The sequence below is a fragment of the Rhizobium sp. 05N49 genome (assembly GCF_056396805.1).
Genome location: NZ_JBFTME010000008.1, coordinates 263,861 through 281,647, shown reverse-complemented (window position 1 = coordinate 281,647; position 17,787 = coordinate 263,861). Strand labels below are relative to the sequence as shown.

Sequence of the window (17,787 nt, the reverse complement as noted above, 5' to 3'; positions counted from 1 at the left end):
CTGTACGATTCACGTATGCGCCGGATATCGTGCGGCCGGTCGAGCCCCGCCCGCGTCAGCTGCTCAGCGAAATCCAGCGGATCAGTTCGACCAAAGCGTTCCTCGACCGCTCCCCCTATTTGCTTGGCTTCGTTCAGCGCTTCGCGACCGGCACCACTTTTCATCAGTTCGGCGACGATCTTGCTTCTGTCAACGTAGGCGCGGCGTCGAGCTGGCGAAGCTGAGCCTCGCGGCTGTCGGCCCGAACCGGATCAGCGTGCGAGGTTCTTTGCACCACATAGAGGCAAACCCGTAGCCGTCTCGCCACTGTCGCTTACCGACACAACGGCCCGACGTTTTTCCATTCAAACGGCCCACTGGCGTTGCGCTGGCTGGCCTGGTCTTTTCGTTCCTGCCGTTCATATCGCACTCCCGGTTGGGCTTGATCCCGCATGCCAGCATCACTGAGACAGCAGCGCACGCGCCCTCGCGACGACAGGCGCGTCGATCATCTTTCCGTCGAGCGAAATGGCGCCCTTGCCGGCCGACCCCGCGATCTCGGCAGCCTCGATGACACGGCGCGCCCAGTCAAGCCTTTCCGGACTTGGTGAAAAGGCGGCGTTGAGAATGGCGACGGCGGAAGGATGGACGCAGCTCGCCCCGTCGAAACCATGGCGCCTGGCCTCCTGCGCCGCGGCGTCGAGCGCTTCGAGATCACCGTAGTCAGCGACCGTCGTCAGCGTGCCGAAGGAGAGCTTGCCCTCCGCCTTTGCCGCCATGTGCACCATCAGCTTCGGCAGGCGCAGCACGTCCGGCAGCGGTTCGGCGCCCATGCTGGCAGCCAGATCCTCGCCGCCCGCGGCAAGGGCAAGAACCCGCTGGCAGCCGGCGAAGGAGCGCGCATCGAGCACGGCGGCGGCATCCTCGATGAGCGGCACGAACCACATCTGCTCGCGGCCGAGTTCGCGTTCCAGTGTCTGCAGGTGATAGGCGAGGAGATGCAGGCGGCTCAGCGAGCGCGTCTTGGCGACATATAGGCCGAAGGCGCCGGCCCGGCAGGCGGCCTCGGCATCCGGCATCTGCAATTCTGGCTCGGAATTGATGCGCACGAAGACAACCGCGCCATTGCGCCCGACGGAGGCGACGGCCTCGGTTAGCCTTGCGCGGGCGGCCTCCTTCTCGGCGGGTGCGACTGAATCCTCCAGATCGAGAATGATCGCGTCTGCCCCACGCTCATGCGCCTTGGCGATGAACCGTTCGGAGGAGGCGGGCACATAGAGGAGCGAACGAAACCTCATGCGCCACTTCCCTTCACGATGGCGTCGATCGCGGCGGCGTCGAGGCCGGCTTCGGCAAGCACCTCCGCCGTATGCTGACCAAGTGACGGTGCCGGCCGGCGCCAGACGCCTGGCGTTTCAGAAAGACGGGGAACGATATTGTGCATCGGCAGGCTGCCGAATTCGGCATCCTCGGCATCGACGATGATCTCGCGTCCGGAAAAATGCTCGTCTTCAGCGGCATCGGCGATGCTGTAGATCGGGCCGACGGTGGCGCCGGCATCGCGCATGATCTGCAATGCCTCGTCATGATCATGCCCGGCAAACCAGCCGCCCACCGCCTCATCCACCAGCACGCGATTGTTCACGCGCGCCGAATTGGTGGCAAAGCGCGGATCCTCGTTCATGTCGCTGCGGCCGATAATGTCAAAGATGCGGCGGGCGACCTGCGGTGTCGATCCCGAGAGGGCGACGTATTTGCCGTCGCGGCAGCGATAGACATTACGGGGCGCGGCGGTATTCGAGGCGCTGCCGACGCGTTCCTTGACCTTGCCGGTGACCTTGTAGATCGCCGCTTCCGGCCCGAGCACCGAAAACATCGGCTCCAGCAGCGAGAGATCGATCACCTGGCCGCGCGACAGGCCGCGGTCGCGGGCCAAAAGCGCCGTGACGGTTGCCGAACTGCCATAGACGCCGGCGATCATATCGGCGAGCGCGAGCGGCGGCAGCACCGGTTCGCGATCGGGAAAGCCGGTGCGATAGGCAAAGCCGCTCATGCCCTCGACGATCGTTCCGAAACCCGGAAACTGGGCATAAGGCCCGGTCTGGCCGAAGCCGGAAATGCGCACGATGACGAGATCGGGATTGCGGGCATGGAGGACGTCAGGGGCAAGCCCCATTTCTTCCAGCGTACCGGGACGATAATTCTCGATGAAGACATCGGCCGTCTCGATCAGCGCCCAGAGCGCGTCCATGGCCGGTTTCTCGCGCAGGTTCAGCATGACCGAGCGCTTGTTGCGGCTATAGGTCTTCCAGTAGAGCGAGTGGCCGTCATCCTTCCAGTCGCGTAGCGGATCGCCTGACGGCGGCTCGATCTTCACCACATCCGCGCCGAAATCGGCAAGCTGCAGCGACAGCATGTTGCCGGCGACGAGACGGGAGAGGTCGAGCACGCGGATGCCGGCAAGCGGGCCTTTCGCTGCAGGGTCGAACTGTCTTTCGGAATGTCCCGTCATCGGATGCGCCCGCCGGTTGCCCTGTCGAACAGCAGCACCTTGTCGATATCGATCGACAGCTTCACATCCTGCCCGGCCGAGAGCAGCCGACCGCCGTGAACGACGACGGAAATGTCTTCGCCCCCCATGTCGACCACGAGTTCCTGGTCCTCGCCGGTCGGCTCGACGAGGCTGATCCGGCCGGGCACCCCATCTGTGGCAAGCGTGATATGTTGCGGACGGATGCCGTAGACGATTTCCGTGCCCGGCCGCAGCGGGTTTGTCAGCGGCAACGCGACACCGCTATCCGTCATAGCCGCCCCTTGTCCCACCGTCGCCGGGATCAGGTTGATCTCCGGCGAGCCGATGAAGCCGGCGACGAAGAGGTTGGCGGGATCGTGGTAGAGCGTCAGCGGCGCACCCACTTGCTCGACCTTGCCGCCGTTCAGCACGACGATCTTGTCGGCCATGGTCATCGCCTCGGTCTGGTCATGGGTGACGTAGACCGTGGTCTTGCCGAGGCGCTGGTGCAGCTTCTTGATTTCGCTGCGCATCTTGACGCGCAGTTTCGCATCGAGATTGGAGAGTGGTTCGTCGAACAGGAAAGCACGCGGATCGCGCACGATGGCACGACCCATGGCGACACGCTGGCGCTGACCGCCCGAAAGCTCGCGCGGCAGACGGTCCAGGAGTTTTTCAAGGCCGAGGATGCCGGCGGCCTCCTCGACCCGTTTGCGGATTTCCGCTTTCGGGGCGCCGGCGAGCTTCAGGGCGAAGCTCATGTTTTCGGCGACCTTCATATGCGGATAGAGCGCATAGGACTGGAAGACCATGGCGATGTCGCGCTCCTTGGCCGGCATGTCGTTGACGACCTTGCCGCCGATGGTGATCTCGCCGGCGGAAATATCCTCCAGTCCGGCAATCATGCGCAAGAGCGTGGACTTGCCGCAGCCCGAGGGGCCGACGAGCACGACGAATTCGCCGTCGCCCATATCCAGCGAGATATCGTTGAGCACAGCAACGCTGCCGTAGCTCTTGCCGACATTCCTGAGTTCGATCTCCGACATGTTCTTCCTCCCCTTGGCGTTACAGCTCGACGATCTCGAGCCGGCCGATCGACATGCGGCCAGCCGATGCCATGCGCAGGCCCGCCATGCCGTAGCCGAATGTCTGATCCTCGGCTTCGAGAACCAGGCTGCCGTCGATCGACAGGGCGAGCCTGTCGCCGGTGACCGTCAGATTGACCTGATAGTCGCGACCGTATTCCGCCTTGAAGGGCGCCCGCGCCAGGATGGTCGTGCCGTGGTTTTCGGCCAGGATCACCGCTTCGCCATTCTGGAAACCGCCGGCATAGAAGCGGCTGGTCCCTTGCGCGCGGGCCACCACAAGATGCGAAGCGCCGGAGAGCGGTCTCAAATCCGCGTTGACGCTCACATCCCGCAGATAGGCATTGCCGGTCCAGGCATCGGCGTCGCTTGCCGTATGGGCATGGATGCGGCCCTGCTGCAGGCTCCAGTGGCCGCGGTTCCAGGTGAAGCGGGTGATGCCGCCCCATTCCAGCACTTCCTTAGCCGGGTCGATCACGGTGCGGCCCTTGCCGGAAACGGAGAATTCCGAGAGGAAGAGACGGCCGAGGAATTTCAGGCGGCCGAAATATTCGACGAGGATGCCGATCTCGTCGATCGCCTCGCCCTTGCCATCGGGAATGGTGAATTCATAGTCCTGCCAGCCCTCGGCTGAGGGAACGTGCCAGGCGCCGGTCTCCTCGATCGTGCCGGTCATGGCGCGGCGGACATAGGGGGCGACGCGCAGATGGCCGTCGCCATTCCACGGGTCGAGCCAGAGCTTGAACCTGACCGTCTGGCCGTCATCGGCAAGCGGCGTGAACATCGGCCGGTAGCGCTCGTCGTCGAAATCGGAGCGGCGATAGAAAGGCTTCCAGAAGATGCGGCCGCCCTGCCCGCGCTCCAGCCGATCGAGCAGGATTTCCAGCGAGCCCCTGGCATCGTCCGTATGGCGCTCGTTCGAAGCCTTGACGGCGATCTGGTTGAAGGGCTCGGTGCGGAAAGCGTGGGTGGCACCCGGCGCATCGAAATCGAAGCGCACGCCGCGCCGTTCGAAATCCTCGACCCAGAGCGCCGGCGGCTCCTTGCCCTGCAGGCGCAGTGCAAGGACGGTGAGTTCGCGGGCAAAAGAGGGGATATCGACGACGTTGATCGTGCCGGTCACGCCGGAGGCGACGACGAAATCGTTGATCGGCTTGCGGTACTTGTCCCAGCCCGGCTGCACCCCTTGGAACGTGCCGACGATCGCGCCGGCATTGCCGGCATTGCAGTCGGTATCCCAGCCGGCCATGGTGGCGATCTCGGCGGTGCGCGGCAGGTCGCCCTGGCCGTAGATCAGCGCCATGAAGACGACGCCGGCATTCGGAATGATGTGGCAGACGCCGGGATAGCGATCATAACCCCACTCGGCCGTCAGCATGTCGCGGCAGGCGCGCCAGTCACCGGGATTGTCTTTGTGGAAGGCGAGGACAGCGCGGGCAACCCGGGCATAGAGCGAGCTTGCCGGGATCGTCGAAAGGCCGGTTTCGATAATCTCCTCGATGCTTTTGGCGACGAAGGCCTGGGCGATGGCAGCAGCGCAGAAACGGGCGCCGTTCAGCCCCTCGCCGTCATGGGCGACACTTGCCGCCCGTGCGGAGGCGTCGGCCGCCTTTTCAGGTTCACCCGGATGGATCCAGCCCCAGCTGTCGATGAAGATCTGGCCGCCGATCTGTTCGGCAACCGTCGTGCCGTTCTGGGCAATGGAACCCGATTGCGGGGCGGGAATGCCGGCGCGCAGGTTCTGGTAGGCGGTATGTTCGGTGGAATTGCCGAAGCCGCCCCACCAGTACATGCCGTGCTCTTCGGCCGCGTAGTTCAGCCAGGTCTTGCCGACATCCTCGGCGGTGGCGCCGAGCCCGTAATCGCGCAGCGCGCGGATGAAATAGACCGGACCGTTGGTATCGTCATCGGCGGCGAAATTCTTGAAATCGCGCAGATATTCGGTGACCTCGCCATAGGTGCCGCGAATGCGGTCATAACTCCAGATGGTGGGCTCGACGGGGGCGCCGAGCCGCACGCCGATCGCCTTGCCGATGAAGCCGGAATAAATGCGTTCGAAAATCTCAGTGGTGTTCAACATCGTCCTGTCCAAAATTTATAGGCGTTCAAGCTGGGTTTGATCCGCAAGGCCGAGGAGCCTATTGCGCGCCCTGATCTTGGCGGCATCGCGCGCGTGCTCGGCCGTCTGGATCGCGATGACCGTTTCGGTGAAGGCATCGGCAGACGTGAAGAGATCAAGCCTGTTGACCCGGTCGAGCTGCGCGGCAGCGGCCGCGTCGATCACGCTTTCGCCGTGCAGGGCGCCGAGGATCGCGCCGGCCATGACGCCGATCGAGTCCGTGTCGCGGCCAGAATTGATGCCGTCCTGAATGGTCTTGTAGAAATCGCCGTCGTTGACGATGGCAAAGCCGAGCGCCAGCGGCAGTTCCTCGATCGCGTTCAGCCGCGACGGCTGATAGGCGTCGGAGGCGATCCCGGCCTTCTGGGCGGTGTGATTGACGTTGTCGCCCATCGGCGAATAGCGCGCGATGATCTTTTGGAACTCATCGACCACGGTCTTGTAGTCGGCATGTTTGAGGATGCGGGCGGCATCGACGATATCGGCGATGGCAGCGCGCGTGCCATCCTTGGCAACCGCAAGCGCTTCATCGATGACGGCATCGAGCGTCGTGCCCGGCACGAAAGCGGCCGCGATGGCAGCGGCCAGAACGCCGGCGGCTTCGAGGCCGAAGCTCTGCTGGTGGCCGGAGGCAAAGGCGATCGCCTCGTCATAGGCAGCCTTTGGATTGCAGGCGTTCACGACGCCGACGGGCGCGATATACATGGCGGCACCGCAATTGACCATATTGCCGATCCCGCCCTGACGCGGATCGCAATTCGACAGCTGGTGGCGCTGGAAGATCCATTTTTCGGGATAGAAAAGGCGCTCGATCAGCATCGCCTCGCGCTGCAGTTCCGGCACCCAGCGCGGCGTCCAGGCGATCTCGCGCACCATGCCGGAGGCCATATCCCAGGCATCGACATGGCGCTTGACGTCGCCATAGATCGACATGAGGCAGAGCGTCATCAGCGTATCGTCGGTGACGATGCCGCTGCCGCGCACCCGGCCGTTGCGGGCGCTCTCGCTCTGGCTCATGCGGTGCCATTCGGTATCGAGCGAGGTGACCCTGCCGTAACGCTCGCGGATTTCGGCAGCGGAGAGTTTTTCGACCGGCGCCCCGAGGGCGTCGCCATAGGCGACGCCAAAGAGAAGCGCACGGACCCGTCCCTTGAGGGAGAGCCCCTTTGCATCATTTGCCATTCAGTACCGTCCTTGCATATTCGGTCATGTGTTCGCCGCCGGCACTGTTCCATTCGGACACGAACTGGTCCCACTGATCCATCTTGGCTTCGCCGGAGATGAACTTGTAGACCCAGGCCCGGTAGACATTTTCCGTGGCGTCGATGTCGGTGGCGTAGTCTGCGGGCCAGACGAAGGCGTTGTCCGGCTTGAAGTTGGCAGCGATCGTCTTCAGCGAGCCCTGCGCGGCGTCGCTCATCCACTGCACCGGCGGCTGCCAGTTGGCGGCGACGAGGAAGCGCGCATACCAGGTGGCGATCTTGTCGGTCGTCTTGATGGTGTTGCCGTCCTTCGTGTACTGCTCACCCTCGAAGCCGAGGCGTTCGATCGCCTGGCCCTCGGGGCTGGCGATGAAGTCGAGCAGCTTGACGACCTCTTCCTTGTGCTCGGAGGTCGTGGCGATCGCGAGACCGCGCGCTTCCTTGGAAACGTCGAGCGCGATCAGCCCCTGGCCGGCCGGACCCTTGGGCGGCGCAAGCAGCGTCAGCGTCGGGTTCTGGTCGGGATGGGCCTGGCGCATCTTGCCGCCATAGATATCGATGACCTCGGCCGACGAGCCGAAGACCACGCCGGCGCGGCCGGAATAGAACTTGTCTTCCTTCACGTCCCACTTGGTGGTGATGTATTCCGGATCGTAGAGGCCCTTCTCCTTCAGCGAGGCGTAGAAGGCGATCTTGTCCTTCTCCTGCTTGGAGGTGCGCGCCGCGATCCATTCGCCGGCGTCGTTCTTCATCCAGGTGCCGGTCACGCCGAAGGCCTGGTTGAAGATGGAATCGAGTTCCTGCGTATTGTCGGCGGTCGTCACACCATAGGTGTCGGCCTTGCCGTTTCCGTCGAAATCGCCGTCCTTGATGGCCGTGAAGAGCTTGACGTAATCATCGACCGTCTGCGGGGCAGCGACACCGCTCTTTGCGAGCCAGTCGGTGCGGATGACCGGCTGGGGAATGCGCGGCGGATAGACGTAGAGCAGGTAGGGATAGTTCTTCAGGCGCTCGACATTGTGCGGGAAGAGCGCGTCCTTCAGATAGGTCGTCTTCGGCAGCCAGTTGTTCCAGTCCTCGAGAACACCCTGCTCGGCCATCTTGGCGTCGCCGCCCTGGAAATAGATGAGATCGGGAATATCGCCCGAGAGCAGCATGGCGCTCAGCTTGTCGGCATAACCCGAAGAGGGAAGATCGACGATCTGGATGTGGATGTCGGTGCCCTTGGCCTTCAGCGCCTCCTCGTATTTCTTCACGAGCTTGACGTCGTCAGGATTGGTGGTCAGCAGATCCTTGGAAACGACACGTATCGTCACCGGATCGGCAAGAGCGGGAATGGCGGTTCCCGCCGTCAGCGCCATGACTGTCATGGCCCCCAGAAGCATTCTCCCAAGCATGATTTCCTCCTTATATGCTTTGGTTTCGTGTCTCAGCCCTTCAGCGCACCGCTCATGGTGCCCTTGGTGAAGAACTTCAGAATGAGTGGATAGATCGCCAGGATCGGCACGATGGTGAGCAGGATCATGCCCGCCTTCAGCGCGCGGATATTGATCTGGCTAGCGCCGGTGTAATTGTTGGAATTGTCGACGCCGACCATGGCGAGCTTGTCGCCCTCGACGACGAACTGGCGCAGCACCACCTGCAGCGGCCATTTCGACTGGTCGTTGAGATAGATCATCGCCCGGAAGAACTCGTTCCAGTGGAAGACGAAATAGAAGAGCGCGATGGTGGCGAGTGCGGACTTCGCAAGCGGCAGCGCCACGTACCAGAAGATCTGGAAGGGATTGGCGCCGTCGAGCTCGGACGCCTCAAGCAGTTCCTTCGGCACTTCCTCGAAGAAGCGGATCAGGATGATCAGGTACCAGGCATTGACCAGCTTGAAGAGGATGACCGACCAGTAGCTGTCGAGCAGGCCGAGACGCTTGTTGACGAGGTAATCGGGAATGATGCCGGGATCGAAGACGATCGTGACCAGCATGAGGACGAAGATGACCCGCCGCCCGGGCAGGCCGGGACGTGACAGCGCCCAGGCCATCAGCGCCGTCAAGACGACGCCGAGAAAGCTGCTGACGAGCGTGATGAAGATCGAATTGACGACGCCGCGCAGCACCGCCGGATTGTTCAGAAGCAGGCCCCAGACATCGGTCGAGAAGCCGTTCGGCAGTACGGTGAGACCGCTCATGCCGGCGACCTCGCTCGGATCGGAGAGCGAGATGGCAAGCAGGTTGAGGAGCGGCTGCACGGTCAGCACGACGAGGAAGAGCAGCGTCGAGACGATGATCGCATATTCGGCGCGTTCGAGCGGCGTGCGGCGGATGTTGAGGGCGGCCATTACCACACTCCCTTGCCGGTCAGGCGTTTGGAGAGGAGGTGCGCGCCGACGATCATCAGCATGCCGAGCACGGCCTTGAACAGCCCTGCTGCCGTCGCCAGCGAATATTCGCCGGTCTGCAGGCCGATGCGGTAGACATAGGTGTCGATGATATCGATCTTGCTGCGCACGACGTCATTGGAGAAATTGATGACCTGATTGAGGTCGGCATTGAGGAACATGCCGGCATTCAGGATGAAGAGCGTCGCGATCGTCGGCACGATGCCGGGAATGGTGACGTAGCGGATCTTCTGCCAGCGATTGGCGCCGTCGATCTCGGCGGCGGCATAAAGCTCCTGGTCGATGGCGATGATGGCGGCGAGATAGAGCAGGCTGTCCCAGCCGGCCGAGCGCCAGATTTCCGAGAATACCAGCACCCAGCGGATCGAGCCCGTATCGGTCATGAAGGAGACCGGCTGCATGCCGAAGACGCCGAGCACGTCGTTGACCGCGCCATCGCTTGGCGACAGCACGGCGATGAAGACGCCTGCTATGACCACCCAGGACAGGAAATGCGGCAGGTAGATCGCCGACTGGATGAACTTGCGCAGGGAGCCGCCACGGATTTCATTCAGCAGCAGGGCGACGACGATCGGCACCGGAAAGACGAAGATGATCTTCAGCGTCGAGATGATCAGCGTATTGGCGAGCACCTGCCAGAAGATCGCCGAGCCAAACAGCGTCTGGAAATGCTTGAGGCCGACCCAGAGGTTCGGGCCGATGATGCGCAGCTGCTCGAAGGCGATCTTGGCTTCCCAGATCGGCAGGTAATGGAAGATGAGGAAGAAGACGAGGCCGGGCGCCATCATCACATAATAGGGCCACCATTGGCGGATGCCCTTGCCGAGTCGGCTTCGACGAACTGCGGGAACGTTCCCACTTTTGGACGTCACAAGTGACATCGGCATATTGTTGCTTACGGTCATGGCATTACCTCCCTGCCGCCACCCTTATGGGTGCCGGAACCGACAGATTGGCGAGTGATCCTCGCTCTATGAGCCGGCATGGCATATAGACCCGGCCGTGTTCGGGACGGCCGGCAATTTCATCGAGCAGACATTCGACGGCGCGAACGCCGATCAGCCGCCCGGGCTTTTCGATCGTGGTCAGGCCCGGCCAGGAAAAGGCGCCGGCCGGGATGCCGTCGAAACCGAGGATCGACACATCTTCCGGGCAGCGCAGGCCGGCCTCGCGCACTGCCATCATGGCGCCGAGCGCCATGAGGTCGTTGGCGGCGAAGACGGCCAGATGGCCGGGGCCTCTTCTCTCCAGCAGCCGGGCCATGCCCTGCCGCCCGCCCTCGACCGTATATTCGGCCTCCTCGATCGGCAGCAGAGCCGGATCGAAATCACGCTCGACGCAATGTTCGTGCACCGTGCGCAGAAACCGGGCGCGGGCCAGACGCGAACGCGGGCCGAGCAGCAGCGCCGGCGCCGCGTGACCGCGCGCCGTCAGCACGTCCATGCCAAGGCGCACCGCCTGGGGAATATCGGAACCGACGCTCGACGTATCAGGGAAGCGCTCGGCGCTGGAGCCGATCAGCACGAATGGCAAGCCGAAACGCCCAAGATCGTCGAAACTGTCGGCCACAGGATTGATGATGGCACCATCGACGCGCGCGCGACGCAGCGCCCGCAGATGGCGCGCCTCCTTTTGCTCATCCCAGTCGGAGGAAAAGACGAGAAGCGAGATATCGTCCTTCGCCGCCCGGTCCTGAGCGCCGCGCGCAACTTCTGCCCAGAACGGGTTGGTAATATCGGGAATGACGATGCCGAGCAGGCCGCTGCGCCCGGAGCGCATGCCGACGGCGAGATGATTGGGCTCGTAACCGGTGGCGGCGACCGCCTTCAGCACGCTATCGCGCGCCTCGTCGGAGATCCGCCCCGAACCGGCCAGCACGCGCGCAACGGTGCTCTTTGAAACACCGGCCCGCTCTGCCACATCGATAATGGTTGCCCTCCGCAGAGGCTTCTTCTCCATCGGCCTCCTCCATTCGCGCGACAGCAACACGGCCAGAGCCGATATGTGGGAACGTTACCACAAAAATTGAGATTTGCAATGCCGAGGACGGCCAATGGGACAAAGACGGCAATTGCATTCACCAGGATTGCCGCAGCGTCTGCCCACCCGCGAAGCGGCACGTAGCCATTCAAATCACTTGGAGGCCGTGAGATACTCATCTCCCGGCCTTTCCTCGTCAATGTCCGGCTATACAGCGACACCGGCCTTTAGACTTGTGAGAAGCGTAACGAGGGCCTCGGCTCCGGCGGTCGACGATGCCGGATTCTGTCCCGTGATCAGCCTGCCATCGGTGATCGCAAAGCTCTCCCAGTTTGCCTTTTTCTCGTAAAGACCGCCGAGCCGCTTGAGTTCGTCCTCAACCAGGAACGGTACGACCTTCGTGAGTTGCACTTCTTCTTCCTCACCGTTGGTGAAGCCGGTCACCCGCTTGCCCTTGACAATCGGAGCGCCCTTATAGGTTACGCGGTGCAAGACGGCGGGCGCGTGGCAGACCGCCGCGACGGGCTTACCGTTGTTGTAGAAGGACTCGATCAACTTGATGGACACGGGGTTGTCAACCAGATCCCACATGGGACCGTGACCGCCAGGATAGAAGATAGCGTCGAAATCGTCAGAGCGCACGTCACTTAACCTGGTGGTGGTCGCGAACACCCTTTGCGCAGCCTCGTCGTGCTTGAACCGCGTCATGGCAGGCGTCTGGTTCTCCGGCAGATCGCTCTTCGGGTCGATCGGCGGTTGACCGCCCTTGGGTGACGCCAGCGTCAAATCGACTCCGGCGTCGCGAAAGACGTAATACGGGGCGGCGCCCTCTTCGAGCCAGAAGCCTGTCTTGCGCCCTGTGCTTCCGAGTATGTCATGAGAGGTGAATACCATGAGGATCTTCATTGTTCAGCTCCATCCAGTTCTGTCCAACAGCAGAATAGCTGCACACAAGGACTACTGGGGATCGAGGCATTTCACACTTGGACCATGGTATCGCCGACACGTTGGTATTGGTATGACCGGCGAGGACGCCGCGGACGGTTATCAGCCGAAGCGAATGACGGGGAACCGTGGCGACCCTTCTATTCACTATCCCAATGCGTGACGAGAACGCGTCTGTTTCTCAACTGGGCCTTCGCATGAACGGAAGCAATCAGCGCCGTCATTGCTAGGTGCGGGCGTATGTTCGCAACAACACTGTTGGCCGCCAGCGGGCAGCAACAATCGATACCTTAGTTCACTTACCGCGAGCGATTGAACCGTTTACCTCTGACGCGTCGCCCTCATTCTGGCTGGGCAAAAATTCGGAACAGGCAAAGGCTCTCCAGCTCCTAATCGACTGAAGCGCCTGCTGCTCTCGCAGGACTGCGGGGCCGCTGCGCGCCTGGTGCTCGTTGTGTTCCGTTGGATCATCGTATCATTAAATTCTGGAGGAACTGGCATGAGATCTCGTCCAACAGCAATGTTCGCAGCCGCTGCTCTGTTTGCTATGCCGGGAAGCGCCATGCTGGCTGAAGACGGCGCCACACCAACAGGGACAATAGATAAACTGTACCACATTGACTGTGGTCACTCCCTGGCGAACGATGAGTCTGTCTGGACACCCGGTCAGAACGTAGGCAAGTCCATCGAATTCTCATCGACGTGCTATCTGATAAAGCACGGCTCAGATATACTCATCTGGGACACCGGGGTGCCTGAAGCCACCATTGACGATCCAAACGGCTGGTCCACACTTCCCAGTCTCATCGTCTACCATCTTGACAAGACGATATCGTCGCAGCTCGCGCAGATCGGGCTGACCCCGGCAGATGTAAAATACGTCCTTGTTTCACACACGCACGGCGATCATATCGGAAATATCGGCCTGTTCCCGGACGCCACCGTTGTTATGCAGAAGGCGGAGTACGACTGGATAAACTCGCCTCCCCCGGCTGATCCCAACATCAACACGCTTGTAATCCTTGCAAGGAAGTTGCTTGGCCAACCTCGGCGATTAGAACTCGTCACTGGTGACATCGACTTTTTTCGCGATGGAAGCGTTAGGCTCATTTCAACGCCTGGCCATACTCCCGGCAGCCAGTCACTCATGGTTCACCTGGCCAAGACAGGGTACGTGGTTCTCTCGGGCGACGTCGTGCATTTCGAGAGCAATTTCGACGATGACATCGTTCCCGCACTCAACGTCGACAAAGCAAAGTCGATCGCCTCGATGGATCGCGTGCGGGAATTGATGAAGCAGTACAATGCGACGATGTTCATAAACCACGATAAACGGCAGACGGATACATTGAAGGTTCTTCCAGACTTTTACGACTGAAGAACAGCGATTCCGCTTATCCCGCGCAGATTGATCAGCAATGGCCGCGGGCGACCGCAGGCACGTCCGGCGTCCATCCTCTGGACGTGGACATGATCTCGCCCCCCGCACGATGGTGATCTCCCTACATTTCGCATGACCGGGATACCACTCATCGCCAGTGTCACACATCGAACTTGGCGGCACACTGTCGAGCATCTGACTCAATGGTGAAGTGTCATTTGCACTCGGTATGTCAACACCCACGCTTGTATCGCGCATTTCCAGGCGCGGAGGTGGTCTTCGACGTGACAAACGGTGGCGTGCCTGTGAGCCTTGCTGACCGCTACCGTCCCAGGTCAGCAAACGCGCGGCATGAGCGGTCTTAATATCTTGCTCTGAGGACTTCCTGAAGCCGCTCCCGGCTTGGAACTCCGGTCTGGAGCCAGCGAATAATATCCCGTGCCACGGCCTCCGCTTCCTCGCTTTTTCTGTTGCAACGTCGAGCTTCGCAGTACTCCTTCAGGACGTCTGCGGCCAACGACACCTCCTCCGGCATGAGCGGGCGAAGACACGGCCTATCGATTGGGCTTGGCATGATTGTTTTTCCCTTGGCAGCTCAAACTGGGTCCGACACAGCGGCGGTCGCTCCGGAACCAACGGAAGCGGAAGGTACCCAGACACGGGTCGGTGCTGGCCGATCGCCGATGGCAATCAGAACCCCGACGATCGCCACCATGGCAATTACGATCACAACAAGCGGAAGGCTTGAACTAGCAGCGCGGTAGATCATCATCTGCTCCCGATTTTTGGCCGCGGTTGATCGCAACCGCCGGCTTCGACCGAGACTATGTCGGCGAACTGTCAGGAAGGCATTTGTACCTTGGTATAGGCGATACGTTTTTATAGGCGATACCATCGTGCAATAGCGCTCTGCATGGGCCAGCCTCAATGTTTCCGGGTACGGATCGACAGCAGATCTCGGTACGAAAGGCCAGCGCAAACACTCTCGGAATCCTGATCGAGAGCGCAGCCTTAACCCAGGATAAGCAATGACCATCGGAGACCGGCGCAATGTTCAATTTCGTACCCGCAAATCTCACACGTCGATCGTTCGGCAGCGTTGCACTCGCTATTGCCGCGACGGGTGTCCTCGGCGAAAAGACGACCCAAGCATCTCAGGCGACCACGGGTGTGGATATACCGACAGCTGCTGACGGAGCCACTCTCGAAGCAAACAAGGGCATCGAGGCAGGAGACTTGTTCGTCTCTTATGCCGACATAGGACCGGCGACTGGATCACCAATCTTGCTGCTGCACGGCTGGCCCTACGACGTCAACAGCTTCGCGCAGGTCGCACCTCTCCTTGCCCACCGAGGGCACCGCGTCATCGTGCCCTTCCTGCGGGGTTACGGGGGCACGCGCTTCCTATCGGCGGAGACGAAACGCAACGGCCAGCAGGCCGCAATTGCAGTCGATATCATCAAGCTGATGGACGCCCTAGGGATCAAGCAGGCTACGATCGCAGGCTTCGACTGGGGAGCGCGGACAGCCGACATAGTCGCGGCTCTTTGGCCGGAACGCTGCAAAGCCCTCGTATCGGTCAGCGGCTATCTGATCGGGAACCAGTCTGCCGGAAAGGCGCCACTGCCGCCGACCGCCGAACTTCAGTGGTGGTATCAATTCTATTTCGCCACTGATCGCGGTCGCGAAGGCTACGAGAAATACACGAACGACTTCGCCAGGCTTATCTGGCAGCTCGCCTCCCCACATTGGAAGTTCGACGACGAAACGTTCTCGCGAAGCGCCGCTGCACTCGCCAATCCCGACCATGTGGCGATCGTCGTCCATAACTATCGATGGCGTCTCGGACTGGCACCCGGCGAGGACCGGTTCGACGAATACGAGGCCGTGCTCGCCAAGGCCCCAGACGTATCGGTCCCGACAATCACGCTCGAAGGCGACGCAAACGGGGCACCTCATCCGGATCCCAAGACCTACGCCGCGAAGTTCAGGGGAAGATATGAACACCGTCTGATCACAGGTGGGATTGGCCACAACCTTCCGCAGGAAGCGCCAGACGCCTTCGCGCAGGCAGTGATGGACGTCGATGCCTGGGCATGACGGGAACTCAGCGCCCCTTCACGTGGGAAGCACCCATCGAATTTATCGATCAAGATCATCCTAATAAGGAGGGTGGCGCGGCGCTGGCGGAAGTAGGATGAAAGGCGCGTATCTGTCGCTGTGCATCGCCCAACTTGCGCCCAGCGGAAACGTCACCTTGAAAGGATCCGACATTGGAAATCGGTATCGATAGTTTTGCAATGCTCCTGACCGACCCCGCCACGGGGCGATTGCAGTCAGCCATCGATCGCATGGAGAGCGTGCTTGCGGAGATCGAAATCGCAGATCAGGTCGGCCTCGATGTCTTCGGAATGGGCGAACACCATCGAGAGAACGCGCTCGATTCAGCCCCGGCCGTCATCCTTGCGGCCGCCGCGGCACGCACGAAGTCGATCCGGCTGACAAGCGCCGTTGCAGTCCTCAGCGCCGCCGATCCCGTGCGGCTCTTCCAGGAATTTGCCACACTGGATCTGATATCCGGCGGAAGAGCTGAAATCGTGGTCGGTCGTGGCTCTTCGGTCGAGGCGTATCCGTTGTTTGGATTCGACCTGCGGGACTACGATACGCTGTTCGCGGAAAAGCTGGACCTGTTGCTGAAGATCAGGGAGCAACCCAACATCAAATGGCAGGGTCGCTTTCGTCCTGCGATTAATGGCGAGGGTGTGTTTCCCCGTCCACACCAGCCGAATTTGCCAATCTGGCTGGGCGTCGGGGGCACACCCGAATCCTTCGTCCGAGCTGGAACACTCGGTTTGCCGTTGATGGTCGCCATCATCGGCGGAAGCTTCGAGCGGTTCCTGCCTCTGGTCGATCTCTATCGCCGCGCATGGGATGCCGCGGGTCATCCGCGGCAGGGCCAGAAGGTCGGCGTCCATGCCCTCGGCTTTGTTGGAGAGACGGACGCGGCTGCGAGGGAAGCGTTCTTTCCGGGTTGGTTTCAAATGTTCTCCGACGCGGGACGGGAACGGGGCTGGCCGCCGCCGACGAAGGCCCAGTTCGAGCAGATGTGCGGTCCGAACGGCGCATTCCTGGTTGGCAGCCCGCGGACGGTTGCGGCCAAAATCCTGCATATTAACGAGACCTTGCGCGGCGTCTCTCGCATCACCTTCCAGATGAGCACCGCTGCCCTGGAGACCGAGGCGATGCGCCGCTCTATCGAGTTTCTCGGCACTGATGTCGCGCCTCTCGTTCGTGGACAACGTCCTTAGCTGGGCCATCAAACGACGCGAGCTTCAAGGGAAGCCACGAGCGCCGCCAGATCACCGATAGGATGGGTCGAAACCTTCTGATGGAAGCGCCAACGCGTTCCCACAGGCGATCCAGACTCCGGCGTGATGAACCGACGTTGTTTCGGCCTTTGGTCAAGACAATCATACGCGATCACAGAGCCGCATCCGTGCTGACGCTGTGATCATTTGCTGCTGCCGAAAATCAGCTTCTGATAGTCTGCTAGCATCTGTGGATCCTCGACGGAGCCGTGATGATGGAGTTGCCTCCAGGCGCCGTCCATCCGAACGAACCAGCGGGTTGTGCGGAAGGCGACATCCAGACTGTCGCTGGCGGTGCGGCACTTGCCCCGCTCGCGACCGACGAAGAGATGCCACTCTCGTCCGCCCTGGCTGGTGAAGTCGTGGAACGTGACGTTCACTGTGGCGGCGCCACCGAACAGCTTGGCATAGCCCCCCGCGATCTCATTCCAGCCGCGACGGATCCCACCGATAGGGTTGTCCATGCTCGGAGTCTCCCCGGGGAACCAGACCCCTTCCAGGCCCGCCATATCGGCCGAATTAAATGCCCTGTAGAATTCGATCAGCGCATCCAGGGGGCCACCATCCCCTGCCTTCTGTTCCGCGCCCGTGATCTCCTCGAAACGTTCGTTCATGTCGAAAACCTCTTTCCGGATTCGTTTGGCAAGCTACGCCGACCTGCTGGCAGTCGGTCGCCTTGCGGAAGGAGAGAACTTGCCCCTCACACTCAGTTACCGTGCCGACGAAGGCAGCATGCGCGGCGATAGTGGCGTAATCCATTGTACGATGGTGTCGGCGCAAACCTATCGCCCTCCATCGCATCTGAGCGACCGCGTCCACGGGAG

At 61.5% G+C, this 17,787-nt stretch carries 15 protein-coding genes; 4 read left to right on the top strand and 11 right to left on the bottom strand.

The window, feature by feature from the left end; all coding sequences use genetic code 11:
* The first annotated feature begins 29 nt into the window (after window positions 1-29).
* Window positions 30-224 (top strand): hypothetical protein, encoded by a 195-nt coding sequence (locus tag AC1DF8_RS18445; protein ID WP_478154386.1) that lies wholly within the window; start codon window positions 30-32, stop codon window positions 222-224.
* A 216-nt stretch (window positions 225-440) separates the two neighbouring features.
* Here AC1DF8_RS18445 and AC1DF8_RS18440 read toward each other — a convergent pair whose 3' ends face one another.
* The 10 genes from AC1DF8_RS18440 to AC1DF8_RS18395 form a co-directional block, all read right to left on the bottom strand.
* Complete coding sequence (locus tag AC1DF8_RS18440) at window positions 441-1,277, bottom strand: HpcH/HpaI aldolase/citrate lyase family protein (RefSeq protein ID WP_478154385.1); 837 nt, start codon at window positions 1,275-1,277, stop codon at window positions 441-443.
* Window positions 1,274-2,491: a CaiB/BaiF CoA transferase family protein gene (locus tag AC1DF8_RS18435; protein WP_478154384.1), complete on the bottom strand. Its 1,218-nt coding sequence runs from the start codon at window positions 2,489-2,491 to the stop codon at window positions 1,274-1,276. The genes AC1DF8_RS18440 and AC1DF8_RS18435 overlap by 4 nt, the downstream gene beginning before the upstream one ends.
* Window positions 2,488-3,537: an ABC transporter ATP-binding protein gene (locus AC1DF8_RS18430; RefSeq protein WP_478154383.1), complete on the bottom strand. Its 1,050-nt coding sequence runs from the start codon at window positions 3,535-3,537 to the stop codon at window positions 2,488-2,490. The genes AC1DF8_RS18435 and AC1DF8_RS18430 overlap by 4 nt, the downstream gene beginning before the upstream one ends.
* Before the next feature lie 19 nt (window positions 3,538-3,556).
* Complete coding sequence (locus AC1DF8_RS18425; protein ID WP_478154382.1) at window positions 3,557-5,656, bottom strand: ADP-ribosylglycohydrolase family protein; 2,100 nt, start codon at window positions 5,654-5,656, stop codon at window positions 3,557-3,559.
* Between the two features lie 15 nt (window positions 5,657-5,671).
* Window positions 5,672-6,877 (bottom strand): ADP-ribosylglycohydrolase family protein, encoded by a 1,206-nt coding sequence (locus AC1DF8_RS18420; protein ID WP_478154381.1) that lies wholly within the window; start codon window positions 6,875-6,877, stop codon window positions 5,672-5,674.
* Complete coding sequence (locus AC1DF8_RS18415; protein WP_478154380.1) at window positions 6,867-8,294, bottom strand: extracellular solute-binding protein; 1,428 nt, start codon at window positions 8,292-8,294, stop codon at window positions 6,867-6,869. The genes AC1DF8_RS18420 and AC1DF8_RS18415 overlap by 11 nt, the downstream gene beginning before the upstream one ends.
* A 32-nt stretch (window positions 8,295-8,326) precedes the next feature.
* Complete coding sequence (locus AC1DF8_RS18410; RefSeq protein WP_113204077.1) at window positions 8,327-9,229, bottom strand: carbohydrate ABC transporter permease; 903 nt, start codon at window positions 9,227-9,229, stop codon at window positions 8,327-8,329.
* Window positions 9,229-10,194, bottom strand: a complete 966-nt coding sequence (locus AC1DF8_RS18405) for an ABC transporter permease (protein ID WP_478154379.1) — start codon at window positions 10,192-10,194, stop codon at window positions 9,229-9,231. Before AC1DF8_RS18405 ends, AC1DF8_RS18410 begins: the two co-directional genes overlap by 1 nt.
* A gap of 4 nt (window positions 10,195-10,198) precedes the next feature.
* Complete coding sequence (locus tag AC1DF8_RS18400; protein ID WP_478154378.1) at window positions 10,199-11,248, bottom strand: LacI family DNA-binding transcriptional regulator; 1,050 nt, start codon at window positions 11,246-11,248, stop codon at window positions 10,199-10,201.
* A gap of 228 nt (window positions 11,249-11,476) precedes the next feature.
* Window positions 11,477-12,175: a type 1 glutamine amidotransferase domain-containing protein gene (locus AC1DF8_RS18395; RefSeq protein WP_113015231.1), complete on the bottom strand. Its 699-nt coding sequence runs from the start codon at window positions 12,173-12,175 to the stop codon at window positions 11,477-11,479.
* 601 nt (window positions 12,176-12,776) lie between these two features.
* On the opposite strand from AC1DF8_RS18395, the gene AC1DF8_RS18390 reads away from it, so the two are divergent.
* From AC1DF8_RS18390 to AC1DF8_RS18380, 3 genes are all read left to right on the top strand, one after another.
* Window positions 12,777-13,592: an N-acyl homoserine lactonase family protein gene (locus AC1DF8_RS18390; RefSeq protein ID WP_478154377.1), complete on the top strand. Its 816-nt coding sequence runs from the start codon at window positions 12,777-12,779 to the stop codon at window positions 13,590-13,592.
* Window positions 13,593-14,645: 1,053 nt separating this feature from the next.
* A complete protein-coding gene (locus AC1DF8_RS18385; RefSeq protein ID WP_478154376.1) occupies window positions 14,646-15,695 on the top strand; it encodes an alpha/beta fold hydrolase in 1,050 nt (349 codons plus the stop codon).
* Between the two features lie 173 nt (window positions 15,696-15,868).
* Window positions 15,869-16,903: an LLM class flavin-dependent oxidoreductase gene (locus tag AC1DF8_RS18380; RefSeq protein WP_478154375.1), complete on the top strand. Its 1,035-nt coding sequence runs from the start codon at window positions 15,869-15,871 to the stop codon at window positions 16,901-16,903.
* A 203-nt stretch (window positions 16,904-17,106) separates the two neighbouring features.
* On the opposite strand, the gene AC1DF8_RS18375 is transcribed toward AC1DF8_RS18380, so the two are convergent.
* Window positions 17,107-17,577 (bottom strand): nuclear transport factor 2 family protein, encoded by a 471-nt coding sequence (locus AC1DF8_RS18375; protein ID WP_112547038.1) that lies wholly within the window; start codon window positions 17,575-17,577, stop codon window positions 17,107-17,109.
* Between the last annotated feature and the right edge of the window lie 210 nt (window positions 17,578-17,787).

Coding starts and splice junctions, on each gene's coding strand:
- AC1DF8_RS18420 (WP_478154381.1), bottom strand. CDS start 6,877: ATGGCAAATGATGCAAAGGGGCTCTCCCTCAAGGGACGGGTCCGTGCG.
- AC1DF8_RS18440 (WP_478154385.1), bottom strand. CDS start 1,277: ATGAGGTTTCGTTCGCTCCTCTATGTGCCCGCCTCCTCCGAACGGTTC.
- AC1DF8_RS18395 (WP_113015231.1), bottom strand. CDS start 12,175: ATGAAGATCCTCATGGTATTCACCTCTCATGACATACTCGGAAGCACA.
- AC1DF8_RS18390 (WP_478154377.1), top strand. CDS start 12,777: ATGCTGGCTGAAGACGGCGCCACACCAACAGGGACAATAGATAAACTG.
- AC1DF8_RS18425 (WP_478154382.1), bottom strand. CDS start 5,656: ATGTTGAACACCACTGAGATTTTCGAACGCATTTATTCCGGCTTCATC.
- AC1DF8_RS18405 (WP_478154379.1), bottom strand. CDS start 10,194: ATGACCGTAAGCAACAATATGCCGATGTCACTTGTGACGTCCAAAAGT.
- AC1DF8_RS18385 (WP_478154376.1), top strand. CDS start 14,646: ATGTTCAATTTCGTACCCGCAAATCTCACACGTCGATCGTTCGGCAGC.
- AC1DF8_RS18415 (WP_478154380.1), bottom strand. CDS start 8,294: ATGCTTGGGAGAATGCTTCTGGGGGCCATGACAGTCATGGCGCTGACG.
- AC1DF8_RS18435 (WP_478154384.1), bottom strand. CDS start 2,491: ATGACGGGACATTCCGAAAGACAGTTCGACCCTGCAGCGAAAGGCCCG.
- AC1DF8_RS18430 (WP_478154383.1), bottom strand. CDS start 3,537: ATGTCGGAGATCGAACTCAGGAATGTCGGCAAGAGCTACGGCAGCGTT.
- AC1DF8_RS18400 (WP_478154378.1), bottom strand. CDS start 11,248: ATGGAGAAGAAGCCTCTGCGGAGGGCAACCATTATCGATGTGGCAGAG.
- AC1DF8_RS18410 (WP_113204077.1), bottom strand. CDS start 9,229: ATGGCCGCCCTCAACATCCGCCGCACGCCGCTCGAACGCGCCGAATAT.
- AC1DF8_RS18375 (WP_112547038.1), bottom strand. CDS start 17,577: ATGAACGAACGTTTCGAGGAGATCACGGGCGCGGAACAGAAGGCAGGG.